This is a genomic window from Allobosea sp. Root670 (assembly GCF_001429415.1).
Taxonomy (GTDB): Bacteria; Pseudomonadota; Alphaproteobacteria; order Rhizobiales; family Beijerinckiaceae; genus Allobosea; species Allobosea robiniae.
On record NZ_LMJU01000018.1, the window covers coordinates 156621 to 183592 of the forward strand.

General features: G+C 67.1%; 24 protein-coding genes. 13 read left to right on the plus strand and 11 right to left on the minus strand.

Annotated features, from left to right (window positions below; all coding sequences use genetic code 11):
* Positions 1-157: 157 nt before the first annotated feature.
* Complete coding sequence (locus tag ASE61_RS21885) at positions 158-2557, plus strand: transketolase-like TK C-terminal-containing protein (protein WP_061970540.1); 2400 nt, start codon at positions 158-160, stop codon at positions 2555-2557.
* Positions 2558-2627: 70 nt separating this feature from the next.
* On the opposite strand, the gene ASE61_RS21890 is transcribed toward ASE61_RS21885, so the two are convergent.
* Both ASE61_RS21890 and ASE61_RS21895 read right to left on the minus strand, forming a co-directional pair.
* On the minus strand, positions 2628-2933 hold the full coding sequence (locus ASE61_RS21890; RefSeq protein WP_061970542.1) for a hypothetical protein: 306 nt from the start codon (positions 2931-2933) through the stop codon (positions 2628-2630).
* Positions 2934-3022: 89 nt separating this feature from the next.
* On the minus strand, positions 3023-4111 hold the full coding sequence (locus tag ASE61_RS21895) for a hypothetical protein (RefSeq protein WP_061970543.1): 1089 nt from the start codon (positions 4109-4111) through the stop codon (positions 3023-3025).
* A gap of 478 nt (positions 4112-4589) precedes the next feature.
* Here ASE61_RS21895 and ASE61_RS21900 point away from each other — a divergent pair, with 478 nt between their 5' ends.
* Positions 4590-5624, plus strand: coding sequence for an aspartate-semialdehyde dehydrogenase (locus ASE61_RS21900; protein ID WP_061970545.1), 1035 nt, complete (start codon positions 4590-4592; stop codon positions 5622-5624).
* A gap of 179 nt (positions 5625-5803) precedes the next feature.
* Positions 5804-6703 carry a DMT family transporter gene (locus ASE61_RS21905; protein ID WP_061970546.1) on the plus strand — a complete coding sequence of 300 codons (900 nt, stop codon included), beginning with the start codon at positions 5804-5806 and terminating at the stop codon, positions 6701-6703.
* Positions 6704-6714: 11 nt separating this feature from the next.
* Here ASE61_RS21905 and ASE61_RS21910 read toward each other — a convergent pair whose 3' ends face one another.
* Positions 6715-7383 (minus strand): TetR/AcrR family transcriptional regulator, encoded by a 669-nt coding sequence (locus tag ASE61_RS21910; protein WP_061970732.1) that lies wholly within the window; start codon positions 7381-7383, stop codon positions 6715-6717.
* 144 nt (positions 7384-7527) lie between these two features.
* Between ASE61_RS21910 and ASE61_RS21915 the strand changes: the two genes are divergently transcribed.
* From ASE61_RS21915 to bfr, 5 genes are all read left to right on the plus strand, one after another.
* Complete coding sequence (locus tag ASE61_RS21915) at positions 7528-8727, plus strand: HlyD family secretion protein (RefSeq protein WP_061970548.1); 1200 nt, start codon at positions 7528-7530, stop codon at positions 8725-8727.
* Positions 8728-8771: 44 nt separating this feature from the next.
* Positions 8772-10361: a DHA2 family efflux MFS transporter permease subunit gene (locus tag ASE61_RS21920; protein WP_061970550.1), complete on the plus strand. Its 1590-nt coding sequence runs from the start codon at positions 8772-8774 to the stop codon at positions 10359-10361.
* A gap of 229 nt (positions 10362-10590) precedes the next feature.
* Positions 10591-11124: an iron response transcriptional regulator IrrA gene (irrA, locus tag ASE61_RS21925; RefSeq protein ID WP_061970552.1), complete on the plus strand. Its 534-nt coding sequence runs from the start codon at positions 10591-10593 to the stop codon at positions 11122-11124.
* Positions 11121-11408 carry a bacterioferritin-associated ferredoxin gene (locus ASE61_RS21930; RefSeq protein WP_061970554.1) on the plus strand — a complete coding sequence of 96 codons (288 nt, stop codon included), beginning with the start codon at positions 11121-11123 and terminating at the stop codon, positions 11406-11408. The genes irrA and ASE61_RS21930 overlap by 4 nt, the downstream gene beginning before the upstream one ends.
* 118 nt (positions 11409-11526) lie before the next feature.
* On the plus strand, positions 11527-12021 hold the full coding sequence (gene bfr, locus ASE61_RS21935; RefSeq protein WP_061970557.1) for a bacterioferritin: 495 nt from the start codon (positions 11527-11529) through the stop codon (positions 12019-12021).
* A 112-nt stretch (positions 12022-12133) separates the two neighbouring features.
* Here bfr and ASE61_RS27440 read toward each other — a convergent pair whose 3' ends face one another.
* The gene (locus ASE61_RS27440) at positions 12134-12805 is read right to left on the minus strand and encodes a cold-shock protein (RefSeq protein WP_061970559.1); all 672 of its coding nucleotides are present in this window, start codon (positions 12803-12805) and stop codon (positions 12134-12136) included.
* Positions 12806-13132: 327 nt separating this feature from the next.
* Between ASE61_RS27440 and ASE61_RS21945 the strand changes: the two genes are divergently transcribed.
* Positions 13133-13747 (plus strand): GNAT family N-acetyltransferase, encoded by a 615-nt coding sequence (locus ASE61_RS21945; protein WP_061970561.1) that lies wholly within the window; start codon positions 13133-13135, stop codon positions 13745-13747.
* A 144-nt stretch (positions 13748-13891) separates the two neighbouring features.
* On the opposite strand, the gene ASE61_RS21950 is transcribed toward ASE61_RS21945, so the two are convergent.
* The 6 genes from ASE61_RS21950 to tsaD form a co-directional block, all read right to left on the minus strand.
* Positions 13892-14611, minus strand: a complete 720-nt coding sequence (locus tag ASE61_RS21950) for an AprI/Inh family metalloprotease inhibitor (protein WP_061970562.1) — start codon at positions 14609-14611, stop codon at positions 13892-13894.
* Between the two features lie 218 nt (positions 14612-14829).
* Positions 14830-16782, minus strand: coding sequence for an acetate--CoA ligase (acs, locus tag ASE61_RS21955; protein WP_061970564.1), 1953 nt, complete (start codon positions 16780-16782; stop codon positions 14830-14832).
* A 248-nt stretch (positions 16783-17030) separates the two neighbouring features.
* Complete coding sequence (locus tag ASE61_RS21960) at positions 17031-17438, minus strand: EVE domain-containing protein (RefSeq protein ID WP_061970566.1); 408 nt, start codon at positions 17436-17438, stop codon at positions 17031-17033.
* Positions 17438-17764: a hypothetical protein gene (locus ASE61_RS21965; protein WP_061970568.1), complete on the minus strand. Its 327-nt coding sequence runs from the start codon at positions 17762-17764 to the stop codon at positions 17438-17440. The genes ASE61_RS21960 and ASE61_RS21965 overlap by 1 nt, the downstream gene beginning before the upstream one ends.
* A gap of 11 nt (positions 17765-17775) precedes the next feature.
* Positions 17776-18771 (minus strand): NAD(P)H-dependent glycerol-3-phosphate dehydrogenase, encoded by a 996-nt coding sequence (locus ASE61_RS21970; RefSeq protein ID WP_061970569.1) that lies wholly within the window; start codon positions 18769-18771, stop codon positions 17776-17778.
* On the minus strand, positions 18768-19823 hold the full coding sequence (gene tsaD / locus ASE61_RS21975; protein WP_061970571.1) for a tRNA (adenosine(37)-N6)-threonylcarbamoyltransferase complex transferase subunit TsaD: 1056 nt from the start codon (positions 19821-19823) through the stop codon (positions 18768-18770). Before tsaD ends, ASE61_RS21970 begins: the two co-directional genes overlap by 4 nt.
* Positions 19824-20094: 271 nt before the next feature.
* On the opposite strand from tsaD, the gene ASE61_RS21980 reads away from it, so the two are divergent.
* The 4 genes from ASE61_RS21980 (at position 20095) to rpoH (ending at position 25848) form a co-directional block, all read left to right on the plus strand.
* Positions 20095-21948, plus strand: a complete 1854-nt coding sequence (locus tag ASE61_RS21980; protein WP_061970573.1) for a uroporphyrinogen-III synthase — start codon at positions 20095-20097, stop codon at positions 21946-21948.
* A gap of 18 nt (positions 21949-21966) precedes the next feature.
* On the plus strand, positions 21967-23658 hold the full coding sequence (locus ASE61_RS21985; protein WP_061970574.1) for a heme biosynthesis protein HemY: 1692 nt from the start codon (positions 21967-21969) through the stop codon (positions 23656-23658).
* Between the two features lie 46 nt (positions 23659-23704).
* Entirely contained in the window at positions 23705-24733 is a 1029-nt protein-coding gene (locus tag ASE61_RS21990; protein WP_061970576.1) for an RluA family pseudouridine synthase, read from the plus strand.
* A 218-nt stretch (positions 24734-24951) separates the two neighbouring features.
* On the plus strand, positions 24952-25848 hold the full coding sequence (rpoH, locus tag ASE61_RS21995; RefSeq protein ID WP_061970578.1) for an RNA polymerase sigma factor RpoH: 897 nt from the start codon (positions 24952-24954) through the stop codon (positions 25846-25848).
* Between the two features lie 51 nt (positions 25849-25899).
* Here the strand turns inward: rpoH and ASE61_RS22000 are convergent, their stop codons facing one another.
* Positions 25900-26940, minus strand: a complete 1041-nt coding sequence (locus tag ASE61_RS22000) for a DUF2125 domain-containing protein (protein ID WP_061970580.1) — start codon at positions 26938-26940, stop codon at positions 25900-25902.
* Between the last annotated feature and the right edge of the window lie 32 nt (positions 26941-26972).

The window sequence follows — 26972 nt, forward strand, 5'->3', positions numbered from 1 at the left end:
GCAATCGGACCAGGCGCATGATTGGTGATTTCCGGCGCCTTTCTGCGGCGCCGTAGCGGAAATCACCAAATCCTCCCGTGGCGACACAGAAATTTGGCTCGTTCTGCCAGTGCTTCCGTGCATGATCGGTTGCACTGGGGAGTTCGAGCCGAAATCCATGACAACAGATCCGCGCCTGCCGTTTCTCGCCGAGCTGGAAAAGAAGATCCTCTGGCTGGCCTCGTGGACGATCCACAACGCCAACCATATCCGCCAGAACGATGACGGGATGAAGGTTGGTGGGCACCAGGCCTCCTCGGCCTCGCTCGCGACGATCATGACGGCGCTCTACATGGCCGCGCTGAAGCCGCAGGATCGCGTCGCGGTGAAGCCGCATGCCTCGCCGATCTTCCACGCCATCAATTATCTGATGGGCCTGCAGACCCGCGAGAAGCTCGAGAATTTCCGCGGCTACAAGGGCGCGCAGAGCTATCCCTCGCGCACCAAGGATATCGACGACGTCGATTTCTCGACCGGCTCGGTGGGCTTGGGCGTCGCGCAGACGCTGTTCTCCTCGCTGACGCAGGATTACGTGAAGGCGCATGGCTGGGCGAAGGACCGTCCCGAAGGCCGCATGGTCTCGCTGATTGGCGATGCCGAACTCGACGAGGGCAATATCTTCGAGGCCCTGATGGAGGGCTGGAAACACGGTCTGCGCAATACCTGGTGGATCATCGACTATAACCGCCAGTCGCTCGACGCCGTCATTCGCGAGGGGCTCTACGACCGTTTCGAGCAGATGTTCCGCAATTTCGGCTGGGATGTCGTGACGCTGAAATACGGCTCGCTGCAGCAGGCGGCCTTCAAGGAAAAGGGCGGCGAGCGGCTGAAGGCCTGGATCGATTCCTGCCCCAACCAGCTCTATTCGGCTTTGACCTTCCAGGGCGGTGCGGCCTGGCGCAAGCGCCTGATGGACGATCTCGGCGACCAGGGGCCGGTGACCCGGCTGATCGAGAAGCGCTCCGATGCCGAGCTCTCGAAGCTGATGTGCAATCTCGGCGGTCACGACCTGCCGTCGATCCTCGAAGCCTTCGAGGCGATCGATCACGACCGGCCGGTCTGCTTCCTCGCCTATACCGTCAAGGGCTTCGGGCTGCCGATCGCCGGGCACAAGGACAACCATGCCGGGCTGATGACCAAGGAGCAGCTCGACGGCTTCCGCAAGGCGAACGGCGTCCGCCCCGGCCATGAATGGGACCTGTTCGAGGGACTTGATCTGCCCGGGGGGGAGGTCCGCGCCTTCCTCGACAAAGTGCCGTTCTTCTCGCAGGGGCGGCGGCGTTTTTCGGCCCCCAAATTGCCGGTTCCGGCGAAGCTGGAGGCCGGTATCCAGCCGTCGATGTCCACCCAGATGGGCTTCGGCAAGGTGTTGGACGACCTCGCCAAGACCGGCGGACCGCTGGCCGACCGGATCGTCACCACGGCCCCGGACGTCACGGTCTCGACCAATCTCGGGCCGTGGGTGAACCGGCGCGGGCTTTTCGCCAAGGCGTCGATGGCCGACACCTTCAAGGACGAGCGCATCCCCTCGATGCAGAAATGGGAATTCTCGCCGAAGGGCCAGCATGTCGAGCTCGGCATTGCCGAGATGAACCTGTTCATCAACCTCTCGGCGCTCGGGCTGTCGCATTCGATCTTCGGCGAACGCCTGATCCCGATCGGCACGCTCTACGATCCCTTCATCTCGCGCGGGCTCGATGCGCTGAATTATGCCTGCTACCAGGATGCGCGCTTCATGGTGGTGGCGACTCCGTCCGGCGTGACGCTGGCGCCGGAGGGCGGGGCGCATCAATCGATCGCGACGCCGCTCATCGGCATGAGCCAGGACGGGCTCTGCTCGTTCGAGCCGGCCTTCGTCGACGAGCTTGCCGTGATGATGTGCTGGTCCTTCGACTACATGCAGCGCGACGGCGAGGGCGATCCCGACGAGCGCACCTGGCTGCGCGACGAGACCGGCGGTTCGGTCTATCTGCGTCTCTCGACCCGGCAGGTCGAGCAGCCGAGCCGCGCGATGACGCCGGAGCTGGAGCGCGCCATCATCGACGGCGCCTATTGGCTCAGGAAGCCGGGGCCGAACGCTTCCGTCGTGATTGCCTATACCGGCGCCGTCGCGCCGGAGGCGATCGAGGCGGTGGGGTTGCTTTCCGAGGACCGGCGTGATGTCGGCCTGCTGGCGATCACTTCGGCGGACCGGCTCAATGCCGGCTGGCAGGCGGCCGAGCGGGCGCGCCAGCGCGGCAATCACGCGGCGACGAGCCATGTCGAGCGATTGCTCGGCGATCTCCAGCGCGATTGCGGCATCGTCTCGGTGCTGGACGGGCATCCGGCGACGCTGGCCTGGCTCGGCAGCGTCCATGGCCACAAGCAGAAGGCACTCGGCGTCGAGCATTTCGGCCAGACCGGCACGGTGGCTGATCTCTACCGCCATTTCGGCATCGACGCGAACGCGATCGTTCATGCGGCCAATGCGGCGGCGCCCGGGCGGCCGGTCCGCTATCTCAAGGTGTTGCCGGAGTAGGGCGCGACTGAATGAAATGTGTCATCCCGCGCGTGCACGGGATGACTGATGCCGTTCAAAAAAACGCGTATCAGAAACGCGGCGTCGCGAATGTATTCGCGAACGGGTTCGAGCCCGCGCCGACGCGGCCAGGCAGGGTGCCCTCGCCGTAGAGGTCGCCGGTGTTCACATAGATCGGTGAGGCCGACATGTGCTGGCTGGCATAGCGGTTCATCGAGCCGACCGGCACGACGTTGCCCGCGTCGAGATAGCTGCGCTTCTGCACGGTGACGCGCAGCGGGCCGCGGCGGTTCTGCGCTTCGGCGATGCTCGCCATCACGGTAGAGGCCGTGACAGCGACGGCGAGGAGGGCGGCAACGCGCTTGAACGACATCATGACGGCAATCTCCGGGAGTGGGCTGATCCACTCGATGTAAGCATCGCAAATCCGGCGCAAAGACTAGCACCGCGTCGTTAACAACTTTGTTAGCGGGAACGCCGGGGCTTTTTGGCGCGACGCGGGCGAGGTTCAGCCGCGGGCTTTGCCGCTTCTCCGGTCGTGGTCTTCATCCGCAAGGCCGGCAGCGTGCCGTTCGGATCGAGCCAGGAAAGCTTTCGCCCGGTCGCCGACAGCCGCTGGGGAGCGCAACCCGCCTGGCGCTGAAGCTCGCTGCGGGCGAAGGCCGCGCGCAGTTCGGGCTCGGCGCCGGCATTGGCGAGGTCGAGGCGGTCGATCAGGCAGGCGAGCTGGCGGCGGTCGCTGGGCCTGGAACCGGCGCACCACCAGCCGCTCATCGTGAAGGGAGCCTCGGATCCGACCGTTCGGAAGGCGAGGCAGGTGCGGCTCTCGGTGCCGTCGCCGAGAACGACATCTGCGGTTTCGAGCGCGCCAAAGCGGGTCTCGATCGTGGCAGGCGCACTGCTGCGCTCGACGGCGAGGCTGCGGAGCGCCGCGGCGTGAACGAGCGCGATCGTGAAGGAGCCGGGGCTGGCGACGATGCCGTCTCCCGTCTTCAGGCGCAGCGAGAGATGCGATCCGGCCCCGGCGAAGCTGCCGAAGCTCAGCAGGTCCTCGCGCTGGCCACCGTCGCGGCTGCGGCGCGCTTCGATCGCGGGCGGCTCTCGCCCGAGTTCAGGGGCTTCGAGATTGAAGATCGCGATCGGGCGGGAGATCGCGAGCCAGTCGGCTTCCGTTGCTGCGTGCAGCGGTTTGCTGCCGAGAGCTGCATTCCGGGTCGTGGCGGCTGCCACCGGCGAGGTCAGGCTGGCGAGCTGGGGAGGGCCCTCACCGTTTGCCGAGAGGCCTGTGACGAGCGCGGCCGTCAGGCTGATGCCGCCGAGTGCCGCCGCGATGCGCCAGGCGAGAGCGCCCGGCAGGCCGAAGCCGCGGCGCGGCGCGAGGCGGCTGCCCAGGCGGCAGACGGCACGGAAACCGGCTTCGATGCGATCGGCAGACGTAATGAGAAGCGGGACGAGGTCGACCTTCGCAGCCCGCGCCCATGCAGCGCGAGACAGCGTGCCGGCGCGGGACAACCCGGGCCGGAGCTGCCGCAGCAGGGGCTGAAGCCGTGACATCAATTCGTCCGAACGCAAATGCAACCGGTTACTCCCGCAGGGCGCTATGGCCACGCAATCCTCAGTCTGGCGGGCAGGCTGGACGCCGAGAGTCGCCGTCGGGTTACCGAAAAGGGGCGATCGGCCGGCAGCGTGAACAAGAGGTCAACGGGCAGGGTTAACGGGCGGAGCGGAGCTCCCCGCACGGGGGAGATTGACTTTTCGTCGCCGCGGGTGTTCTGACAGGGCGCGGTGCAAGGTTGCGCCGCCTTGCGAAGTTTTCAGCCCTTCGGGATTGGCTCTGTGACTGTCCGTCCGACGACGACGAAACTCACGACCAAAACGACGACCGGGAAAACCGGTCCGTCGCGCTGACGCTTCGCCTCGGTTCCGGGTCCATCTCCCCCCGGCGGGGAGAGATCGCCGAACCCGCCCGAAACCGGCGCGGGGCGGCCCCCAAAGGGAGACCCGAACCGTCTTATCCGCAAAGGATCACATCATGAGCTTCAAGGTCGCAGTGGTCGGCGCAACCGGCAATGTAGGCCGCGAGATGCTGGACATTCTCGCCGAGCGTGCCTTCCCCGTCGGCGAGGTCGTGGCGCTTGCCTCCTCGCGCTCGGTCGGCACCGAGGTTTCGTTCGGCGACAGGACGCTGAAGTGTCGGGCGCTGGAGCATTACGACTTCTCCGACACCGATATCTGCCTGATGTCGGCGGGCGGCGATGTCTCGAAGGCCTGGTCGCCGAAGATCGGCGCGCAGGGCGCCGTCGTCATCGACAATTCCTCAGCCTTCCGCATGCACCCGGATGTGCCGCTGATCGTGCCGGAGGTGAACGCCGCCGCCGCCGCCGGCTTCACCAAGATGAACATCATCGCCAACCCGAACTGCTCGACCGCGCAGCTCGTCGTCGCGCTGAAGCCGCTGCACGACAAGTTCGGCATCAAGCGCGTCGTCGTCTCGACCTATCAATCGGTTTCCGGCGCCGGCAAGGAGGGCATGGATGAGCTCTTCAACCAGACCCGCGCCGTGTTCTCGGCCGGCGAGGTCACCACCAAGAAGTTCCCGAAGCGCATCTCCTTCAACCTCATCCCGCATATCGACGTCTTCATGGAGGACGGCTTCACCAAGGAAGAGTGGAAGATGGTGGTCGAGACCAAGAAGATCCTCGACAAGAAGATCAAGCTGACCGCGACCTGCGTGCGCGTGCCGGTCTTCATCGGCCATTCCGAGAGCGTCAACATCGAGTGCGAGAAGCCGATCACCGCCGACGAGGCGCGCGAGGTGCTGCGTACCGCTCCGGGCATCCTGGTGATCGATAAGCACGAGCCGGGCGGCTACATCACTCCGCATGAGGCGGCCGGCGAGGACGCGACCTATATCTCGCGCATCCGCGAGGACGCGACCGTCGAGAACGGCCTCGCCTTCTGGTGCGTCTCCGACAACCTGCGCAAGGGCGCCGCGCTGAACGCGGTGCAGATCGCCGAGGTTCTGGTCAACCGCAAGCTGATCCAGCCGCGCAAGCAGGCTGCCTGAAAACAGAAGCGCTGCCCGACCCTGTCCGAAACCCGGGCAGGGTCACCGGCAATGTCCACGCGCATGGGCGGGCGACCGTCTTTGCGTGGTGGCTATGCAAGGCAAACAGGGTAAGGCTTGGGCAACCCTGCGTGCGAACCCAGCCCTTGCCCAACGCCCCCCTTCCAGAACCGCCGGTCATGCCTCCGCAGGAAGGCAAGCCGCTGCGCATCGACAATTCCGCGCGCGGCATCGCGCTTGTGCTGCTCTCGTCGATTTTCATGTGCAGCGGCGACATCGCCTCCAAATATCTCGCGATCAGCTTGCCCGCGCTCCAGATCACCTGGATGCGCTACGGCACCTTTGCCGCGATCATGCTCGTCACCGTCTGCTTCACCGGCGGCTTCCGCCGGATGAGCACACGCCGGCCCGGCCTGCAGGTGCTGCGGGCTCTGGGCGTGACGATCTCCTCGATCCTGTTCGTGGCCGGGCTGCACGACCTGCCGATGGCGGACGCGACCGCCACCTCCTTTGTCTCGCCACTCTTCGTGACGGCGCTGTCGATTCCCATCCTGGGCGAAATCGTCGGCTGGCGACGCTGGCTCGCCACGATCGTCGGGCTGGTCGGCGTGATCGTCGTGGTGCGTCCCGGCGGTGACGGCTTTCACGGCGCGTCGTTCTTCGTTCTCGGCTCGTCGTTCTTCTGGGCGTTTTCGCTGATCGTGACCCGGATGATGAGCCGCACCGAGACGCCGGTGGTGACGCTGGCCTATTCCGCCACGATCGGCTTCATCCTGCTGTCGTTGGCTGTGCCGTTCAGCTGGCAGGCGCTCGATCTCAACGCGATCCTGATCGGCGTCTTCGTCGGCGGCATCTCGACGATCGGGCATATCTTCCTGATCCAGGCCTTCCGCTATGCGGATGCTTCGCTGCTGGCACCCTTCGCCTATTCGCAACTGCTCTGGGCTTCGATCTTCGGCTATCTGGTTTTCGCAGCGATCCCGGATCTCTGGACCTATGTCGGCGCTGCGATCATCGCGGCGTCGGGGCTCTATACCGCCCATCGCGAGCGCATCCGCGCCCGGCAGGTCGCGGGCTGAGGGCGTCGGCGTCAGCCTCGCTGCTTTGCGCCATAGCGCGCCATGAACATCGCGATCGCCTCGCCGACGACGCGGCGGATCTCGTCCTCGCTCGGGGGCGTGCGGACGGCATTGAACAGGCGCGGGCGGGTCAGGGTCGACTGGCAGAGATCGATGAACTGCACGGCGGCGAGATTGGTGTCCTCGATCGCGAGCCTGCCCTCGGCCACCATCCGGTCGAGATAGGTCGCGATCAGCTTGGCGCCCTGCATCGGACCGTTCTCGTAAAAGCCGCGGCCGAGATCGGGCATCCGCTCGGCGACGCCGATGACGACGCGATGGGCGCTGACCGCGAATTCACAATTGATCATGCGCACGAGACACTGGCCGAAATTACCGAGCGCCCGGACCGGATCGGAATCCTCGGCGAGGGCTTCGAAGGCGCCGCGCTTCTGCGCTTCGCGCTCGCGCTCGATCAACGCCACGAAGAGATGCTCCTTGTCCTCGAAATAGACATAGAGCGTGCTTTTCGAGACGTTCGCGGCGGCGGCGATGTCGCTCATGCTGGCCGCGTCGAAGCCGCGGGCGATGAAGACCTGGTGAGCCCCGTCGAGAATCTGCCGCCGCTTGTCAGGGTCGGCGCCGGCGACGCGGTGATTGCGCGCGACGGTCTTAACGATGGCTTCGGAGGTCTTGGTCATCATTCCCTGGCGGAAGGGGCGCTCCGCGCATGCTGCAAAAAAGAATCGAACCGATTGGTTCGATTTGACTTGATATGCATCATAGCCCGCGCTATTTCAAGCGCAATCGAACCGATTGGTTCGAATTGACATGCAGGACGCCCAATGTCTGCTGAAACCGCTACCGAACACCGCCGCGACCGGCTGAAGCTGGTCGACGCCACAGCTGAGACCGCCCAGCCGGCCGAGCCCGCCACCGCCCGCGAGGCGCAGGCGAAGAGCACGCCGGCCGAACCCGCCGACGGCAAGGCAAAATCCGGAAAGAACCCGTTGAAGCGCGGCGCATTGCTCGTCGTGGCTGCGGCCGTCGTGGGAGCCGGGCTCTGGTACGGCATCGACTGGTGGCGCAATGGCCGCTTCATCGTCTCGACCGATGACGCCTATGTCGGTGCGGAGATGGCGACGGTCTCGGCCAAGCTTTCCGCCAATATCGCCTCCGTCTCCGTGCAGCAGAATCAGGAGGTCAAGGCCGGGCAGCCGCTCGTCGCGCTCGATGAGGGCGACTGGCGGATCGCGCTCGACAGTGCGCGCGCCAAGACCGCAACGGCGCAGGCGACGCTGGCGCGCATCGACAGCCAGGTCGAAGCGGCGCGCGCCGCCCAGACGCAGGCGCAGGCGCAGCAGAATTCGGCCGAGGCGGCGGTGACGCGCACGGCCGCCGATTTCGAACGCGCCAGCAGTCTCGCCGCCAAGTCCTACGGCTCGCAGGCGACGCTCGATGCCGCGACGGCAGGTCGTGATCAAGCCGTCGCCGCGCTTGCGAGCGCCAAGGCCGGTGTCCTGCAGGCGCAGGCGAACATCAAGGTTCTGGAAGCACAGCGCATCGAGGCCGCCCGCCAGATCGACGAGCTGAAGGTCGCCGAGCAGAAGGCCGAGCGCGATCTTTCCTTCATGAAGATCGCCGCGCCGATCGACGGCGTCGTCGCCAATACCAATGTCCAGATCGGCGACCTCGTCGGGGCCGGCAAGCGCCTGATGTCGATCGTCCCGCTCGACCAGGTCTATGTCGACGCCAATTTCAAGGAGACCCAGGTCGGGCCGCTCAAGACCGGCGACAAGGCGAGCATCACCGTCGATGCGCTGCCGGGGCAGATCTTCCACGGCACGGTCAGCGGCATCGCCGGTGGCACGGGCTCGGTCTTCACGCTGCTGCCGCCCGACAACGCGACCGGCAACTTCACCAAGATCGTGCAGCGCGTGCCGGTGCGCATCGCGCTCGACAAGGACTCGACCGCGAAGCATGTGCTGCGGCCCGGCATGTCGGTCGTGGTCTCGATCGATCCGCGGCCGGCCGCCCAGCGCTGATGCAGCGCGCACGGGAAGACAACCCCGAGGAAAGGTAGGCCGACATGGCCACCGCGACCCTGACTGCGCCGGCGGGAGCGCCGCCGGCTTCGGATGCCATTCCGCTGCGCCGGATCTTCGCCTTCATGGCGATGGTCTTCGGCATGTTCATGGCGATCCTCGACATCCAGATCGTCTCGGCCTCGCTGGCGGAGATCCAGGCCGGCCTGTCCGCCTCGTCCGACGAGGTCGCCTGGGTCCAGACCGCCTATCTGATCGCCGAGGTGATCATGATCCCGCTCTCCGGCTATCTCAGCCGGGCGCTGTCGACGCGGGTGTTCTTCTCGATCGCGGCGGCGGGTTTCACCATCGCCAGCGTGCTCTGCGCCCAGGCCACCTCGATCAACGAGATGATCCTGTGGCGGGCGGTGCAGGGCTTCATCGGCGGCGGCATGATTCCCGGCGTCTTCGCCGCCGCCTTCACCATCTTCCCGCCGTCGAAGCGGCCGATCATCTCGCCGCTGATCGGGCTCGTCGCGACCTTGGCGCCGACGATCGGCCCGACGGTCGGCGGCTATCTCAGCCATGCCTTCTCCTGGCATTGGCTCTTCCTGGTCAATGTTGTGCCCGGCATCGGCGTGACGATCGCAGCCTGGACGCTGATCGATTTCGACAAGCCCGATCACAGCCTGATCAAGCGCTTCGACTGGCTGGGGCTCGCCGCCATGGCCGCCTTTCTCGGCAGCCTCGAATATGTGCTGGAGGAGGGGACGCGGCTCGACTGGTTCCAGAGCCACGAGATCGTGTTCTTCTCGATCGTCATGGTCACAGGCGCGGTGCTGTTCTTCTGGCGGGCGCTGACGCGGGACGACCCACTGGTCGATCTCTACGCCTTCCGAAACCGCAACTTTGCGTTCGGCTCGCTGTTCTCCTTCACCATGGGCATCGGCCTCTACGGGCTGACCTATCTCTACCCGGTCTATCTCGGACGCATCCGCGGCTATGATGCGCTGATGATCGGCGAGACCATGTTCGTCACCGGCCTCGCCATGTTCTTCACGGCGCCGATCGCCGGGCGGCTTTCCGCCAAGCTCGACCCGCGCATCATGATGATGATCGGCTTCGGCGGCTTCGCGGTCGGCACCTGGTGGGCGTCCTTCATCACGTCGGACTGGGATTTCTACGAGCTCCTGGTGCCGCAGATCCTGCGCGGCTGCTCGTTGATGCTGTGCATGGTGCCGATCAACAACGTCGCGCTGGGCTCGCTGCCCCCGCAGCAGCTCAAGAATGCATCCGGGCTCTACAATCTCACCCGGAACCTCGGCGGCGCGGTCGGGCTCGCGGTCATCAACACCATGCTGAATACCCGCACCGACCTGCACATCACCCGGCTGCACGAAATGGTGGTCGCCGGGCGTGGGGTGGCGGAGGAAGCGATCGCCAATACCGCGCAGCGCTTCATCGACTACGGCGACGCCGCGCAGACCATGGCGCTGGCCCTGATCAACCAGCGCGTCCACAAGCAGGCGCTGGTCATGGCCTTCGGCGACGTCTTTCTCGGGCTGACTGCGATCTTCGGGAGCCTCGTCCTGATGTCGCTGTTCCTGAGCAAGCCGCCGAAGCCTGTTGCGGGCGCCGGAGGCGGCGGGCACTAGACCGGCCCTGCGATCCGCTGCGGCTTTCGCCGGAGCTGCCTTTGCCCTCATGCGCTCACCGCGCATCAGGCCCGGGGCGATCACGTCGATGTGCTGCGGGCGCTGCCCGATGTCGCAGGCGTGCTGATTGACATTCGGCCGATGCTTTGCCAAATATGATAGTAATATCAGTAGTTTAGATGATTTCTAAACTGCATGGCCGGCGACCGGCGTAGTGGAAGGCGTTACGATGAGCGTTCTGGCGAGCAAGGATCACGATCACAGGCCTGTGGCGGCCGATCATATCCCGTGGCCGCAGAAAAACCCGACGAGCTGCCCGATCAGCGCCGTGAAGGCGCGGCTGCGGACGGCGGGCCTGAGGCCGACGCGCCAGCGCATGGCGCTGGGCTGGCTGCTCTTCGCCAAGGGCGACCGGCATGTCAGCGCCGAGATGCTCTATGAGGAAGCGCTGCGGGCGCGCGAGCCGCTTTCGCTCGCGACCGTCTACAACACGCTGCGCCAGTTCTCGGAAGCCGGCCTGCTGCGCCAGGTCTCGGTCTCCGGTCCGAAGACCTTCTTCGACACCAACGTGTCCGAGCACCATCATTTCTACAACGAGGACGACGAGACCGTCACCGATATCCCGGGCTCGATGATCCAGGTGGCCGGCCTGCCGGACGCGCCGGAAGGCATGGTGATCTCCTCGGTCGAGGTCATCGTCCGCCTGCGCAGCGCCGATGGCGAGGAAATCGAGAGCAAGCGGGTGGTGGGCCACCACGCGTGATCGTCTGCTCCTGCAACGTCCTGTCCTGCGGCCAGATCAAGGGGACCGTCGCTGCTGACGGCAGCGGCCCCCGGACGGCCGGCGAGGTCTATGATTGCCTGGGCTGCAGCCCGGATTGCGGCCGTTGCGCGCGCGAGGTTCGGGCTATCCTGGCCGAGGCCCGTGCCGTTTGCGCGACGCAATGCGGCAGCTGCGCCAGCCGCGAGATCGAATGCGCGGTCCATGTCTCGGTCGGGCACATGTTCGACGGGATCGAACTCGCCCAGGAGAGCGTCGCGGCCTGAGGCCGGCGGCGCGCACGGGCTTCGATCAAAAGCGCCGAGATCGCTTTTTGCCTCTTCCCTTCTGCATGGGCCGTGTCTACATTAGGATCATTCTAATGTGGATCGCGGAGTGCACGCCATGAAGGGCGACAAGAAGGTCATCGAGTATCTCAACAAGGGGCTGCGCTCGGAGCTCACCGCCATCAACCAGTACTGGCTGCATTACCGCATGCTGGACAACTGGGGCCTGAAGGAGATGGCCAAGACCTGGAAGAAGGAATCGATCGAGGAGATGGTCCATGCCGACCGCTTCGTCGACCGCATCCTCTTCCTCGAAGGCTTCCCGAACCTGCAGACGCTCGACCAGCTCCGCATCGGCGAGACCGTCACGGAAGTGATCGAGTGCGACCTCAAGGCCGAGCTCGAGGCGCGCACGCTCTATCAGGAAGCGGCGAAATACTGCCGCGAGGTCGGCGATTTCCCGTCCGAGGACCTCTTCAAGGCCCTGATGAAGGACGAGGAAGGCCATATCGACTTCCTGGAGACCCAGCTCGACCTGATCTCGCGCGTCGGCATCGAGCTCTACACCCAGAAGCATATCGGCGGCCTGGAAGGCGACGACCACGATCATTGAGTCGTGCCGGGGCGCGCCACCTCGGTGGCGCGCTTCATACGATTCGGCCGGCGCCAAAAGAAAAGGCCCGCCATAGGCGGGCCTTTGATATTTCAGCGAAGCTGCGCTTTCGTCAGATGAAGCTGACGTCGGCGGCTTCCGGACCCTTGCGGCCGGTGCGGATCGAGAAGCGCACGCGCTGCCCGTCCATCGGCGGCTGCAAGCCGCTGCGGCCGAGCGAGGAGACGTGCAGGAACACGTCCGGGCCGCCCTTGTCCGGCGCGATGAAGCCGAAGCCGCGATCCGAGTTGAAGAACTTCACGGCGCCATCATAGGGGCCTTCGACCGGGCCGCTGTCGCGATCCTGGAAGCCGCCGCCACGCGGGCCGCGATCGCCGCCGCCGAAGCCGCCGCGATCGTTATAGCCGCCGCGGTCGCCACCGTAGCCGCCGCGATCCCGGTCGCCATAGCCGCCACCGCCGAAATCATCGCGCGGAGGACGGGGCGAGAAGGCGCGGGGAGCCGGCGCGGTCTGCGTCGCCGTGGAGGCGTCGATCTCATGGATCGCGACGACCTGAAGGCCGCGGCGACCTTCGCCGAGATCGGCGACGATGGTGGCGCCGGGCAGCAGGTCTTGCTGGTCCAGCGGGCCGATGGCCGAGACATGCAGGAAGACATCGCCCGAACCATCGGAGGGCGATGCGAAACCGAACCCCTTCTCGGGGTCGAACCACTTGACCTTGGCTTCGATGTTTTCGTGCGTGACGAAGGGCTGGGCAGCGGGAGGCTTGCGACGATCGAACATGGATCTTCAAATATGAGTGACCGGGAGCACGCAACTTAGCTCATGCCGGGCGCGCCGTCATCGGGGTCACCGCGAAATTATTGCACGTCGTATGACGCGGTTACAGCGGTTTTCTACCCCCGTCCCCAAGGTCGGTATTCGGCTTTCGTTATGCTTCCTCTGCATGCGTTGGTCCATTTCTGGCCAGATTCTTCGGGCAAGCCGGCGAAAATGCCGCAGGTAGCGCTCTTGCCAATGGGGGCTGCCGGTACGATGTGACATGCGAGTTAGGGAAGACACGCCTCCTGGTCGGTAAGCGCGACACATGCGCTGCTCAGGAGATGACAATTGGTTCGTTCGCGACAATCCGGCAGGAAGGCCGGCGATGGCGTGATCCGGCGGCTATGGCCGACGGAGCGCGATCTTTTCAGAGAGCATCTGCTCAGGCTCGATCCCGTCACGCGCCAGCAACGCTTCGGCACGGCGGTGAATGACGCGTTTCTCGAGAACTATGCCAGGACGACCTTCGGCGTCGGCGGCCTGGTCTATGCCTATGTCGTCGACGGTGTAGTGCGCGGCGCGGCCGAGTTGCGCGGTCTCGACGAGATCATCGCGCTGACCGGTGAGGCTGCCTTCAGCGTCGAGACGTCGTGGCGGCGTCGCGGCGTCGGTGGGCAGTTGTTCGGGCGGCTGATCACGGCGGCGCGCAATCGCGGGGTCCGGACGCTCTACCTGACCTGCCTGCCGGAAAATCTGGCGATGCGACGGCTTGCGGCGAAGTTCGAGGCCGATCTCGTCGGCGGCTATGCCGATGTCGAGGGCGTGATCGCGACCGGAGCACCGACGCCCTTCACGATCCTCGACGAGGCGCTCGACAATGCGAAGGGCTTCGCGACGATGGCGCTGTCGATCCAGAAGAGCTTCTGGCCGAGCACATTGCTCGCGCGGACCTTCGGTGTCTGAGGGACAGATCTGCGGCGGAGGCGACGATCCAATGATCGTCGTGCTCGCCCTCGTGGCGAGCATCCACGTCTTGAACAGCGACCTTCATCGATGAAGGCGCGGATGGTCGGGACAAGCCCGACCATGACGTGATTGGTTTGGTGATTACCGGTTCAGCGACAGCGAGGCGCCGGATTTGGTGACGGCGCCGTCGAGCGCGCCGGAGCCGGAGCTGCGCAGCCGGGCGGCGACCGCGCCGCCCTGCTGGTAGAGATAGACCTCGCCATCCCGGAAATCCCAGGCCGAGATCTTCTGAAGATCCTTGTTGGCGCAGCCGGACGAGGAGGCACGGTAGAGATCGAGCGTCGGCGTGCTCGACAATTGCACGCGGCAGGAGCCGCCCGTCGCCTCGCGGGCCGTCCAGCCGCCGACCATGCTGTTGCGGCTGGCGGATGGGCGCGGCGCCGCCGTCGGGCTCTGGCCGAGGCCGGCGACCTGATTGTCGCTGCCGCGCAGGCCCGGATCCTGCGTCGGCTGGCCGGTCGGGGGCAGGGGCTGGCCTTGCGGCGCGCCGCCGGCATTGGGGTCGAAGAACGGGTCCTGGGGCGCAGGCAAGGCCCCGCCGCCCTGCGGACCGCCTGCAACGGGGTAGCCGCCTGGCTGGGCCGCCGCGGGATAGCCACCCGGCGGCGGCAGCGGCTCCGACGTGATCGGAGCAGAGCTCACCGGCGGAGCCGAAGGCAGCACGGGCTGGCTGTAGGAGGGCGGGTTCATCACCGGCCCGGTGAAGCGCTGCGAGCCGGCGCAGGCCGTCAGCGCCAACAAGGGGAGCAGGGCGGCCGCGCGGGTCAGGGTGGCGGTCGATGCGATCTTGATCGTCGTCATGCGGCGCGGGTTCCGATCTCGGTCAGCCGAACGTTGCGTCATTATCAGGAAACGCGATGAACGCGGCATGAGCATGGTCTAGCGCAGGCCTGCCACATTGCGAACCCTTGATGTCGACCCGGGTTCCTGCGCGTTGGGCCGGAACTTTACGAAAATGGCCCGCCCCGGGAGGTGCAGGCCATTTTCAGTGTGGTGCCGGGAGAACAGCGGCTCGCGAATCAGCCCGCCTTGCGCTTGTTCTGGCGGTTCTCGACGAGATCGTCGACGACGGCGGGATCGGCCAGCGTCGAGGTATCGCCGAGCGCGCCGTACTCGTCCTCGGCGATCTTGCGCAGGATGCGGCGCATGATCTTGCCGGAGCGGGTCTTGGGCAGGCCGGGCGCGAACTGGATCAGGTCGGGCGAGGCGATCGGGCCGATCTCCTTGCGGACATAGGCGACGAGGTCCTTGCGCAAGGTGTCGGTCGGCGCCTCGCCGGCCATCAGCGTGACATAGGCGTAGATGCCCTGTCCCTTGATGTCGTGGGGATAGCCGACGACCGCGGCCTCCGAGACCGACGGATGCGCGACCAGCGCCGATTCGACCTCGGCCGTGCCCATGCGGTGGCCGGAGACGTTGATGACGTCGTCGACGCGGCCGGTGATCCAGTAATAGCCGTCGGCATCGCGCCGGCAGCCGTCGCCGGTGAAGTACTTGTTCGGGTAGGTCGCGAAATAGGTTTCTTCGAAGCGCTTGTGGTCGCCATAGACCGTGCGCATCTGGCCGGGCCAGCTCTCGGCGATGACGAGATTGCCCTCGCAGGCGCCTTCCAGGACCTTGCCCTCGGGATCGACGATCTCCGGCTTGATGCCGAAGAACGGCCGCGTCGCCGAGCCTGGCTTGAGCTGGGTGGCGCCAGGCAGCGGCGAGATCAGGATGCCGCCGGTCTCGGTCTGCCACCAGGTGTCGACGATCGGGCAGCGGCGCTCGCCGACGACGCGGTGATACCACTCCCAGGCTTCCGGATTGATCGGCTCGCCGACCGAGCCGAGCAGGCGCAGCGACTTGCGCTTGGTCTTCTTCACCGGCTCCTCGCCGGCGCCCATCAGCGAGCGGATCGCGGTGGGCGCGGTGTAGAAGGTGTTGACCTTGTGCTTGTCGATGACCTCCCAGAAGCGCGAGATCGTCGGATAGGTCGGGATGCCCTCGAACATCAGCGTGGTCGCGCCGTTCGCGAGCGGTCCGTAGAGGATGTAGCTGTGGCCGGTCACCCAGCCCACGTCGGCGGTGCACCAGTAGATGTCGCCGTCATGGTAGTCGAAGACGTATTGGTGGGTGATCGCGGTGTAGACGAGATAGCCGGCGGTGGTGTGCAGCACGCCCTTCGGCTTGCCGGTCGAGCCCGAGGTATAGAGCAGGAAGAGCGGGTCCTCCGCCTTCATCTCGACCGCCGGGCAGTGACCGGAGACCTTGGCGGCCTCGTCATGGTACCAGCGGTCGCGGCCTTCCTTCATCGTGATGTTGCCGCCGGTGCGCTTGACGACGATGACGGTCTCGATGCCGCCCTTCACCTTGTCGTCGGCAGTGTCGACGTTCTTCTTGAGCGGGACGGCCCGGCCCCCGCGCAGGCCTTCATCGGCGGTGATCACGATCTTCGAATCGGAATCTTCGATGCGGCTCGCCAGCGAATCCGGCGAGAAGCCGCCGAACACCACCGAATGGACGGCACCGATGCGGGCGCAGGCGAGCATCGCATAGGCCGCCTCGGGGATCATCGGCAGGTAGATGGTGACGCGGTCGCCCTTCTTGACGCCGTTGGCCTTGAGGACGTTCGCGAACTTGCAGACTTCGGTATAGAGCTGGCCGTAGGTGATCTTCTTCGACTCGCTCGGATCGTCGCCTTCCCAGATGATCGCCGTCTGCTTGGCGCGGGTCGCGAGATGCCGGTCGATGCAATTATGGGCGACGTTGGTGGTGCCGTCCTCATACCATTTGATCGAGACCTTGCCCGGCTTGTAGCTGGCGTTCCTGACCTTGGTGTAGGGCTTGAACCAGTCGATGCGCTGGCCCTGCTCGCCCCAGAACTTGTCGGGGTCCTTGATCGAGGCCGCGTACATCTTCTTGTACTTGGCGTCGGTCGCCCAGGCCTTCTTCGACCAGGAGGTCGGGACGTCGTAGATGATCTCGGACATTCGGGCGTCTCCCCAGACTTGGGCCGTCTGTGTTGCGCTGGTCCGCCTCAGGGATGGGCACGGCGGACATCGCTTCTTCGATTTCGACGCATCATAGGATGCGCACGCGGCGCGGCAACCCATTGTGCATCGCACTTTCGTGGCAGGGGCAGGCCGCGAATGCATGAAAGCGGGCCGAAAAGCCTTCCAACCGTCTTATCCGATGGTCGAATCGACTTTTGGACCCGCTTTTTGCCGGTGATTATTATTCAGAGCCCGCCCATCTTGCAGACGATGTCCCATTCCGCGTCCGTCACCGGCTGGACCGAGAGGCGGAAGGAGGTGACCAGCGCCATCTTGGCGAGCTTCGGCTCGGCCTTGACCGCGACGAGGGTCACCGGCTTCGGCAGCGGCTTCACCGCCTTGAAGTCGACCAGGACCCAGGGCTCGCCGGGAATCCAGTTATAGGCTTCCTTGATGACCTCGACGATGCCGACGACCTCGAGCCCCTCGTTGGAATGGTAGAAGAAGACCTGGTCGCCCTGCTTCATCGCCATCAGGTTGAGCTTGGCGGTGTGGTTCTTCACGCCATCCCAATGCGTGCCCTTGGCGCCGGCCTTGACCTGGTCGTCCCAGGACCAGACGGATGGTTCGGATTTGATCAGCCAGTGAGCCATCAGGCTTCGTCCTCCTTGAGCGGCACCGGCGGCTGCGAGGCCGCCTCGCCCTGTTCGTTCCAGAATCGCACCATCTCGCGGGTCAGCGCGGCGTAATCCTTGGGGTCGAGCTCGACGCGGACCTCGCCCTCGCCGAAGGGCAGGATCAGCACGAAGCGGTGCGTGCCTTCGGCCTTGCGTCGACGGTGCTGGATCACCGGGCCCGCGATCCGGCCGGCCAGCGGCACGGGCTCGCTCTCGGCGACGAGCTCGGAACCTGTCGTCTTCTTGACCTCGGCGATGCCGCGCGCGACGCGCTTCGTCAGGTCGGACCAGTCTCCCGCCATGCTTTCCTCCGTCATTCCGCCCGGATCGGTCGCGCCAGCAAGGCAGCGACCGCGTCGCGGACGCCGACATCGCCGGCGATGATCGCGGCCACGGCCGCGGCGATCGGGGTCTCGACCTGTTTCGCCCGCGCCATTTCGACCAGCGCCGGGGCGGTGAAGGCGCCCTCGGCCAATTTACCGCCGGCCGCTTCCACCGGGCTCTTGCCCTGGCCCAGGGCCAATCCATAAGAAAAGTTGCGCGATTGCGGCGAGGCGCAGCTCAGCACGACATCGCCGAGACCGGACAGGCCCATCAGCGTTTCCGGATCGGCGCCATAGGCCTCGCCGAAGCGGCGCAGTTCGGCGAAGCCGCGCGCCACCAGAGCGGCGCGGGCGCTCTCGCCATAGCCCAGTCCGATCGTGATGCCGGCCGCGATCGCGAGCACGTTCTTGGCTGCGCCGCCGATCTCGACGCCGCGGATGTCGGCGGAATGGTAGATGCGGAAGGCGGGCGAACTCAGCGCTTCGGCCAGCGCCTGCGCCAGATCGGAATCGCCGGCCGCGAGCGTCACGGCCGTCGGCAGCCCGCGCCCGATATCGGCGGCGAAGCTCGGGCCGGAGAGGATCGCTGCCGTAGCACCGGGCCACGCCTGCTCGATGATCTCGGTCGCGAAACGGCCGCTCGCCTGCTCGATGCCCTTGGCGGCGGAGATCACCGGCACGCGCGGCGGCAGGGCTTCCGCCAGATGCTCGCAGGCCGACCGCAAGGCTTGCGTCGGCACCGCGACGATCAGGGCGTCGCAATCGGTAAGGGCTGCGAGCAGGTCGGTCGCGTGGATGCTCTCGGGCAGGTCGATCCCGGGCAGTCGCGGCGCCTGCCGTGTTCGCTCGATGGCCTCGATGGTCACGCCATCGCGGGCCCAGAGCCGGACATCGTGACCGGCACGGGCGGCGGCGAGCGCCAGCGCGGTGCCGTAGGCGCCGGCGCCGACCACGCCGATGCTGCGATAGCGAGCGCGAGAGCTCATGCGGCGGTCGACGGGGTGGCCGAGAGTTCGTCCAGCGGCCAGCGCGGACGGGCGACCGCGGCCATGTCGTCGACGAGGCCGAGCCGCAGCCGTTCCAACCCCGCCCAGGCGATCATCGCACCATTGTCGCCGCAGAGCGCCAGCGGTGGGGCGACCATCGGCAGGCCGGCTTCGGTCGCAAGACGATTGAGCCCGCTGCGGATCGCCTGGTTGGCGGCGACGCCGCCGGCGACGACCAGCGTCGAGGGCGTGATGCCGGCTTCGCGGCAGGCGCGCAGGCCGGCGCGGGTGCGGTCCACCATCACGTCGACGACGGCCGCCTGGAAGGAGGCGCAGAGATCGGCGACGTCATTGTCGGAGAGCGGCGCGATCCGCTCGGCGACGAGGCGCACGGCGGTCTTCAGGCCGGAGAGCGAGAAATCCGGGCTCGGCCGACCCTGCATCGGGCGCGGGAAATCGAAGCGCTCGGGATCGCCCTTGGCCGCCTCGCGCTCGACCGAGGGACCGCCGGGATAGGGCAGGGCGAGCATCTTGGCGATCTTGTCGAAGGCCTCGCCGACGGCGTCGTCGATCGTGCCGCCGAGCTTGAGATAGTCGCCGACGCCGCGCACGGCGAGCAATTGGGTGTGGCCGCCGGAGACGAGCAGCAGCAGATAGGGGAAGGCGAGATCGTCGGTGAGGCGGGCCGTCAGCGCATGCGCTTCGAGATGGTTGATCGCGATGAAGGGTTTGCCGGTCGCGAGCGCGATCGCCTTGCCGGCGGTCAAGCCCACCATGACGCCGCCGACCAGACCGGGGCCGGCAGCCGCCGCGACGGCGTCGATCTCATCCGGCTTCAATTCGGCATTGGCGAAGGCGCGTGCGATGATGCGGTCGATCGCCTCGACATGGGCGCGCGCCGCGATTTCCGGCACCACGCCGCCATAGGCCGCATGTGCGGCGATCTGGCTCAGCACCTCGTTCGACAGGATCTTGCTTTCGCCGGAACGCTCGACGGAGACGATCGCGGCTGCCGTTTCGTCGCAGGTCGTCTCTATCCCCAGTACACGCATGATCGGTCGACTTGTCTCGCGGAATGAGGGATCAGGATCAAGCAACGGCGCCCGACGGTTCCGTGCCGGCAATTCCTTCGTATAGTGCGCGAGGGGGCGCAAGGCCAAGAGGCCCGTCACAAGAGGCGGTTCTGCGGTCAGGGCGACGAGACGAGGAAAAGGAGACGGCATGGGCAGGATCATCGTTCCGCCTCAATGCGGCATGATCGCAAATTGCTGCACGGTTCGCGGATCGTCCTGCGGGCGCCGCCGGTTTTGTCAGGAGCTGTGAATGCGCGTCTTCGTCTTTCGTCCCCGCCCCGATGCCGAACGGACCGCCCGCGCCATCGCCGAGCACGGCTTCGAGCCGGTCGTCGCGCCGCTCTTCGAGGTCGTCCGCCTGACCGATGCCGCGCCCGAGGGGGCGTTCGATGCGATCGTGCTGACCAGCGGCAATGGCGTGCCGGCGCTGGCGGATGGATCGATCGCCTGGCGGGACCTGCCGGTCTTCACCGTTGGAAGCCGTACGGCCGCGAAGGTGCGCGAGGCCGGGCTGGACGATACCCGTAGCGCCGATGGCGACCGCAACGACCTGATCGAGCTGATTCGGCGGACGCTGCCGGTGCCGGCGAAGCTCCTCATGATCGTCGGTCGCGACCGCAAGGAGGACGTGCCCGACCGTCTGCGCGAGGCCGGCTACGAGGTGACGCTCTGGACCGCCTATGCGGCCGAGCCCGTCTCCGTCCTGCCCGAGGATATGCAAGCCGCGCTGCGGCATGGCGGCGGAGGCGCGGCCCTGCATTATTCGGCGCGCGGCGCGCGGACCTTCATTGCGCTGGCCCAGGCGGCCGGCGTTGCCGACGAGGCGCTCGAACTCACCCATGTCACGCTGTCGGCCGATGTCGCCTCGCCCCTGATCTCGGCCGGTGCCAGCACGGTGCTGGTCGCGGAGCATCCGGAGGAAGCCGGGATGCTGGCGGCGCTGGAGCAGGTCTCGGCGCGCGAGCATCTGATCGATGCCGCCCGGCCGGAGCCGCGCGGCAGCCTGCAGCGCACGCCGCCGACCGTCGATCTCAAGGTGGTCTCGTCGTCGGACGAACCGGCCGAGGCGGCGGAGCCCGCGAAGCCGTCGCCGGAAGCGGTGGCGCCGACCGAAGCTCTGCCGCAGGAATTCGCGCCGCCACCGGTCGAGCCGACGCGTGCGCCTGCCGAACGCGAGGCGCCGGCCCGCACGCCCTGGCTCGCTGTGATCGCGGCCGGACTCGTCGGTGGCGTGATCGGCGGGGCACTCGTCAGCTATGCGCTGACCAAGCCCGCTCCTTCCGGTAACGTCGAGGCTATCGCTGAATTGCGCAACCGGCTGGAGGCCACGCAAGCGAGTGCGGCGGCAGCCGACCGCAAGGCGGCCTCTGCGACGGAAGCGGCGGCCAAGGCCGGCTCCGAACTCCAGGCAGTGACGGCGAAGCTCGCTTCGCTCGGCAATGTACAGGCCCCGGATACCAGCGCCTTCAGCGCTCAGGCCCAGAGGGCCGAAGCGGCGGCTGCGGCCGTCGGCCAGCGCCTCGACCAGATCGCGGGGCGGCTCGGCAGCGTCGAGACGCAGGCCAAGGCGGCATCGGGCGCCAGTCCGGAGGCGATGGCGGCGGCGCGGATCGTGCTGGCCGAACGGGTACAGCGCGCTCTCGCCGGCGGGCGCCCCTTCGCCGGCGATATCGCGGCGTTGACGAAAAGCGGCGTGGCGCAGGCGGATGTCGCCGCCCTGGCGGCTGTTTCTTCAGGCGGTGCGCCGACGCGCGAGGCCCTGCAGGCGGGCTTCCGCAAGCATGGCGCGATGTTCCAGCGCGAGGTGATGCCGGCGTCCGATAGCTGGACCGACAAGCTGCTCGCCCTGGCGAGCCGCGTCGTCACGGTCCGCCCGGTCGGCGACAGCGGCTCGACCGATCCCGCGACGCTGCCGCTCCGGATCGAAGGTGCCATCGCCGCCGGCGACATCGTCAAGGCTTCGGCGTTGTGGGGCCAGTTGCCGGAGCCGGCGCGCCGTGCCAGTGCGGAATTCGGCGCCGATCTGCAGAAGCGTGCCGCGGCGGATGCGGCGATCGCCAAAATCGCGCAGGATGCGGTCGCGGCGCTCGGCGCGGCCGGTTGACGGAGGGTTGAGGAGTCCATGGTTCGCGTTCTCGTCTACCTCGCCGTCTTCGCCTGCCTTGCCTTCGGCGCCGTCTGGCTCGCCGACCGGCCGGGAGAGGTTTCCGTCCTCTGGCAGGGCTACCGGGTCGAGACCAGCGTCGCGCTGGCCGCGATCGGCGTCGTCGCGCTTGCCTTTCTCGTCCTGCTGGTCTGGGCGATCTTTCGCTTCGTCTTCGGTTTGCCTTCGGCCTTCAGTCTCTCTTCGCGGTCACGGCGCCGGGCACGCGGCTTCGAGGCGGTGTCGCGCGGCATGGTCGCGATCGGCGCGGGCGATCCGATCGCCGCCGGGCGCTATACCGGCGAGGCGCGCCGTTTCGTTCCGGGCGAGCCGCTGACTCTGCTACTGGAGGCGCAGACCGCCCAGTTGAGCGGCGACCGGGCGCAGGCCGAGGCCGCCTTCAAGGCGATGCTGGAGAAATCCGAGACGCGGGTGCTGGGCCTGCGCGGGCTCTTCGTCGAGGCGAAGCGGCGCGGTGACGTCACCGCCGCGCGCGCCTTCGCCGATGATGCGGTGCGCCGCTCGCCCTCGCTGGCCTGGGCCAATGACGCGCTGCTGGATTTTCACACGCAGGCCGGCGACTGGCAGGCGGCCCGCACCGCGGTCGAGCGCCGCGCTGCGCTGAGGCTCGCCGACAAGGCAGAGGCCCGTCGCCAGCGCGCCGTGCTGCTGGCGGCCGAGGCCTTGCAGGCGCGTGAGCATGAGCCCGAGAAGGCGCTCGCCGCGGCGCTCGAGGCGGTCAAGCTCTCGCCGGCCCTGACGCCGGCCGCTGCCCTGGCCGGCCGGATGCTCGCCGAGCGCGGCGATGTCCGCAAGGCCTCGAAGCTGCTGGAGGCGGCCTGGAAGGATGCGCCGCATCCCGATATCGCCGCCGCCTATCTCGATGCGCGGCCGGGAGACAGCGCGCTCGACCGCCTTGCCCGAGCGACGACACTGACGAAGCTGCGTCCCTCCGATCCGGAAAGCGTGCTGGCACTGACCGGCGCCGCGATCCAGGCGCGCGAGTTCCAGAAGGCGCGCGAGACGCTGAAGCCTTTGCTGGCTGGCGGTGCCTCGGTGCGTGCCTGCCTGCTGATGGCCGAGCTGGAGGATGCCGAGCATGGTGCGGCCGGCCGCGTGCGCGAATGGCTGGCGCGGGCGACACGGGCGCCGCGCGACGCTGCCTGGGTGGCGGACGGACTGGTTTCCGACCACTGGATGCCGGTCTCACCGATCACCGGCCGGCTCGACGCCTTCGTCTGGACGGTCCCGCCGGCGACGCTCGGCAACAAGGCGCAAGCCGTCGACGACGTGCTGGCCGATCTCGACGATTCGACCAAGCTGATCGAGGTGAAGGCCGAGAGCGTCACGACGATCGAGCCCACGGCCGTTGCACCGCCGCCTCCGCCTGTGCCGAAGGAAGAGCCCAAGCCGGAGCCGGTCGTGGCCGCTGCGCCGCCGGTTCCGAAGGAGGAGCCGAAGCCGGTTGTCGAGCCGAAGCCGTTGGAAGCGGTTGCGGAACCTGTGAAGCCCGTCGAAGCCAAACCGGCCGAGGCCAAGCCAGCCGCTGCGCGCGAGACAACGCCGCCCAAGCCGGTGATCTTCCCGGTTTCGCACGCGCCCGACGATCCGGGACCGGAGGAGGAGCCGCCGCCAGAGCCAAAGAAGAGCGGCTTCAGGCTGTTCGGCTGAGCGGAAAAGGCGTGCGGCGGGCAGCCATGCGCCTTATAGCGGCGCAATGACATCCGTTCTCGATCCGAATGCCACTGTGACTCTGACGGTCGGCGCCGAGCAGGCCGGCCAGCGGCTGGACAAGGCGCTCACCCTGCTCGCCGGCGAGATTTCGCGCGCCCGATTGCAGCAGGTCATCAAGGAAGGCGGGGTCAGCCTCAACGGCGCCGTCTTCAGCGACGGCAGCCGCAAGGTGGTCGAAGGCGACACGATCGCCTTGGTCATGCCGGCGGCGAAGCCGGCCGACCCGATCGGGCAGGATATCCCGCTCGATGTCGTCTACGAGGACGAGCACCTGATCGTCATCGACAAGCCGGCGGGGCTCGTCGTCCACCCGGCCGGCGGGCATGAGGACGGCACGCTGGTCAACGCGTTGATTGCCCATTGCGGCGAGAGCCTCTCCGGCATCGGCGGCGTCAGGCGGCCGGGCATCGTGCACCGGCTCGACAAGGACACCAGCGGCCTGCTCGTCGTCGCCAAGAACGACCGGGCGCATCACAAGCTCGCCAAGCAATTCGCCGATCATGGCCGCACCGGGCCGCTCCAGCGCGCCTATCTCGCCATCGCCTGGGGCGTGCCGCGCCTGCGCGAGGGCACGATCGACGCGCCGATCGAGCGCTCGACCCGCAACCGCGAGAAGATGACCGTGGTGAAGGAGGGGCGTGGGCGCGAGGCGATCACCCATATCGAACTGGTCGAGCGCTATCCGCCCCTGCTGAAAGGCCTCGACGAGACCGAACCGCTGGCGAGCCTGATCGAATGCCGTCTGGAAACCGGGCGCACGCATCAGATCCGCGTGCATATGAGCCATATCGGCCATCCCCTGCTGGGCGACCAGCTCTACGGTTCGGGTTTCGCCACCAAGGCGGTTCGTCTGCCTGCAGATGCGCAGGCAGCGCTGGCCGCGCTCGGCCGGCAGGCTTTGCATGCGGCGATCCTCGGTTTCGAGCATCCCGCCAGCGGCGAAGAGATGCTGTTCGAATCCGAGCCGCCCGAGGATTTTGCGAATCTGCAAGCAGCACTCGCGAGGCTGTGAGCGAATCCGGCGGTTTTGCCACCTTTCCGCCAGAGTGAGTTCGCATATACTGGGGCTGTTCGGATGCGGATGGCCAAGGGGGCGCCGCAAGCGAGCGTTCCGACCGAACCGATGACAGGTTCCCGCGTTGGATCGTATTGCCGAATCCGAAGCCTGCGCGAAGGTTGATCGCGCGGAGGGCCTGCCGCCAAGCGGGGGCCTCGATGAGGAGAACGAGCATGGCGAGTGCTTCGCTGCCCGTCCTGTCCGCCGAAGGCGGACTGTCACGTTATCTCGATGAAATCCGCAAGTTCCCGATGCTGGAACCGAGCCAGGAATACATGCTGGCCAAACGCTGGCGCGAGCATGGCGACCGCGATGCGGCGCACCAGCTCGTGACTTCGCACCTGCGCCTCGTCGCCAAGATCGCCATGGGCTATCGCGGCTACGGCCTGCCGATCGGCGAGGTCGTGTCGGAAGGCAATGTCGGCCTGATGCAGGCGGTGAAGCGCTTCGAGCCCGAGAAGGGCTTTCGGCTGGCCACCTATGCGATGTGGTGGATCAAGGCCTCGATCCAGGAATACATCCTGCGCTCGTGGTCGCTGGTGAAGATGGGCACGACCGCCAACCAGAAGAAGCTGTTCTTCAACCTGCGCAAGGCCAAGAGCAAGATCTCGGCGCTGGGTGAAGGCGATCTTCGCCCGGATCAGGTCAAGCAGATCGCGACCAAGCTCGGCGTCAACGAGCAGGATGTCGTCGACATGAACCGCCGCCTCGGCGGCGACGCTTCGCTGAACACGCCGCTGCGCGAGGATGGCGAGGGCGAGTGGCAGGACTGGCTCGTCGACGATTCGGAAAGCCAGGAGCGCCGCCTCGCCGATTCCGAGGAGGCTGACAACCGCCACTCGGCTTTGCGCGAGGCGCTTGAGGTGCTCAATCCGCGCGAGCGGCGCATCTTCGAGGCGCGCCGCCTGGCCGAGGACCCGATCACCCTGGAGCAGCTCTCCGAGGAGTTCGGCGTGTCGCGCGAGCGCGTGCGCCAGATCGAGGTCCGCGCCTTCGAGAAGGTGCAGGAGGCCGTGAAGAAGGCGATCACCCGCATCGAGGCGCCGCGCGCGGCCCTGCCAGCGGCCTGACCGGTTTCGCTAGCGAGAGTTTGAAGGGGCGCCGCGAGGCGCCCCTTTTTGTCAGTACAACGGCGGTAGCGGCTGGAGCGGCAGGCGGAACGGGCCGATGAAGACCCGGCCTTCGCGCAGCGAGACCGGAGGCAGGGTGGTCAGGCCCGGCGCCGTGGCAGTGTTGCCGCCGCGCCCGCCGAGGAAGCCACCGAGGCCGCCCAGAAGGTTGCCGATGCGAAAGCCGCCGATCTGCTCTATGCCGGCCGCCGCCAACTGGAGGTCGCCGGCGACGCGGTGCAACGGATCGAGCAGCAACTGCCCGCTGCCGTCGACGCGGGCCTTGCCCTTGGTCGAGACCAGGCGGGTCAAATCGAACGTCCCGTTGGCGGCGCGCCAGCTCTCGAGCGCATCGGGGTTGAAGCCGTTGCGGAAGCTCTCGGCCTGGGTGAGCGTCGCCTGCAGGTCGATCTCGCCGGCTTCCGTGTTGCCGAGCAGGGCATCGATCGGCGGCAGGATCGTGCCCTTGGCGGTGATGGCGATGTCGACGGCCTGATCGGTTGCGGGCCGGGCCGGGTTCCGGCGCAGATGCGCTTCGAGCGTGGCGGCGCCCCAGTTCTCGGCGGTGAGGCCGGGCGTCGTCAGCACGCCGCGCGGCTCGCTGGCGACGAGCGCGAAGCGCTCCGGGCTGCGCCAGGCAAAGCTGGCATCGAGGCTCTTCCAGGTCAGGTCGAGCGCGCGGCCTTCCGGCAGGAGCGCCTTCGCCGGGCTCGACACTTCGAGGATCACGAGGCCGGGCGAATAGATCTGGCCGACTGCGACGGTCGGCCCCGTCTCGACGCGCACCGCATCGCCCCAGCGGGTCGAGGTCAGGGTCAGCGCGTTGCAGCGCAATTCGATGCGGAAGGGGAAGCCGCCGATGCTGCGGTCGGCACAGGTCCAGGTGCGGCCGCGCTCGGCCTCGCGCGCCAGCGCGACGTCGATCTCGGTCGCGATGCGGCCACGCGCATAGAACCAGAAGGCGGACCAGGCGGCGGCGAGGACGACAAGCAGCATGAAAGGCCCGTAGAGCCAGAAGCGGCTGCGGCGGCGCGTCGGGAGGGGATCGGTCATGCGGCAGGCATTCCTTGCGCGGAGGCGGGCGG

Excerpts from the sequence above, each read along its gene's own strand:
- acs (WP_061970564.1), bottom strand. The coding sequence starts at position 16,782 with ATGTCCGAGATCATCTACGACGTCCCGACCTCCTGGTCGAAGAAGGCC.
- ASE61_RS21950 (WP_061970562.1), bottom strand. The coding sequence starts at position 14,611 with ATGACGACGATCAAGATCGCATCGACCGCCACCCTGACCCGCGCGGCC.
- ASE61_RS21915 (WP_061970548.1), top strand. The coding sequence starts at position 7,528 with ATGTCTGCTGAAACCGCTACCGAACACCGCCGCGACCGGCTGAAGCTG.
- ASE61_RS21900 (WP_061970545.1), top strand. The coding sequence starts at position 4,590 with ATGAGCTTCAAGGTCGCAGTGGTCGGCGCAACCGGCAATGTAGGCCGC.
- ASE61_RS21890 (WP_061970542.1), bottom strand. The coding sequence starts at position 2,933 with ATGATGTCGTTCAAGCGCGTTGCCGCCCTCCTCGCCGTCGCTGTCACG.
- ASE61_RS27440 (WP_061970559.1), bottom strand. The coding sequence starts at position 12,805 with ATGTTCGATCGTCGCAAGCCTCCCGCTGCCCAGCCCTTCGTCACGCAC.
- ASE61_RS22000 (WP_061970580.1), bottom strand. The coding sequence starts at position 26,940 with ATGACCGATCCCCTCCCGACGCGCCGCCGCAGCCGCTTCTGGCTCTAC.
- ASE61_RS21885 (WP_061970540.1), top strand. The coding sequence starts at position 158 with ATGACAACAGATCCGCGCCTGCCGTTTCTCGCCGAGCTGGAAAAGAAG.
- ASE61_RS21960 (WP_061970566.1), bottom strand. The coding sequence starts at position 17,438 with ATGGCTCACTGGCTGATCAAATCCGAACCATCCGTCTGGTCCTGGGAC.
- ASE61_RS21905 (WP_061970546.1), top strand. The coding sequence starts at position 5,804 with ATGCCTCCGCAGGAAGGCAAGCCGCTGCGCATCGACAATTCCGCGCGC.
- ASE61_RS21910 (WP_061970732.1), bottom strand. The coding sequence starts at position 7,383 with ATGACCAAGACCTCCGAAGCCATCGTTAAGACCGTCGCGCGCAATCAC.
- ASE61_RS21980 (WP_061970573.1), top strand. The coding sequence starts at position 20,095 with ATGCGCGTCTTCGTCTTTCGTCCCCGCCCCGATGCCGAACGGACCGCC.
- ASE61_RS21970 (WP_061970569.1), bottom strand. The coding sequence starts at position 18,771 with ATGAGCTCTCGCGCTCGCTATCGCAGCATCGGCGTGGTCGGCGCCGGC.
- ASE61_RS21895 (WP_061970543.1), bottom strand. The coding sequence starts at position 4,111 with ATGTCACGGCTTCAGCCCCTGCTGCGGCAGCTCCGGCCCGGGTTGTCC.
- tsaD (WP_061970571.1), bottom strand. The coding sequence starts at position 19,823 with ATGCGTGTACTGGGGATAGAGACGACCTGCGACGAAACGGCAGCCGCG.
- ASE61_RS21920 (WP_061970550.1), top strand. The coding sequence starts at position 8,772 with ATGGCCACCGCGACCCTGACTGCGCCGGCGGGAGCGCCGCCGGCTTCG.
- ASE61_RS21990 (WP_061970576.1), top strand. The coding sequence starts at position 23,705 with ATGACATCCGTTCTCGATCCGAATGCCACTGTGACTCTGACGGTCGGC.
- irrA (WP_061970552.1), top strand. The coding sequence starts at position 10,591 with ATGAGCGTTCTGGCGAGCAAGGATCACGATCACAGGCCTGTGGCGGCC.
- bfr (WP_061970557.1), top strand. The coding sequence starts at position 11,527 with ATGAAGGGCGACAAGAAGGTCATCGAGTATCTCAACAAGGGGCTGCGC.
- ASE61_RS21985 (WP_061970574.1), top strand. The coding sequence starts at position 21,967 with ATGGTTCGCGTTCTCGTCTACCTCGCCGTCTTCGCCTGCCTTGCCTTC.
- ASE61_RS21965 (WP_061970568.1), bottom strand. The coding sequence starts at position 17,764 with ATGGCGGGAGACTGGTCCGACCTGACGAAGCGCGTCGCGCGCGGCATC.
- rpoH (WP_061970578.1), top strand. The coding sequence starts at position 24,952 with ATGGCGAGTGCTTCGCTGCCCGTCCTGTCCGCCGAAGGCGGACTGTCA.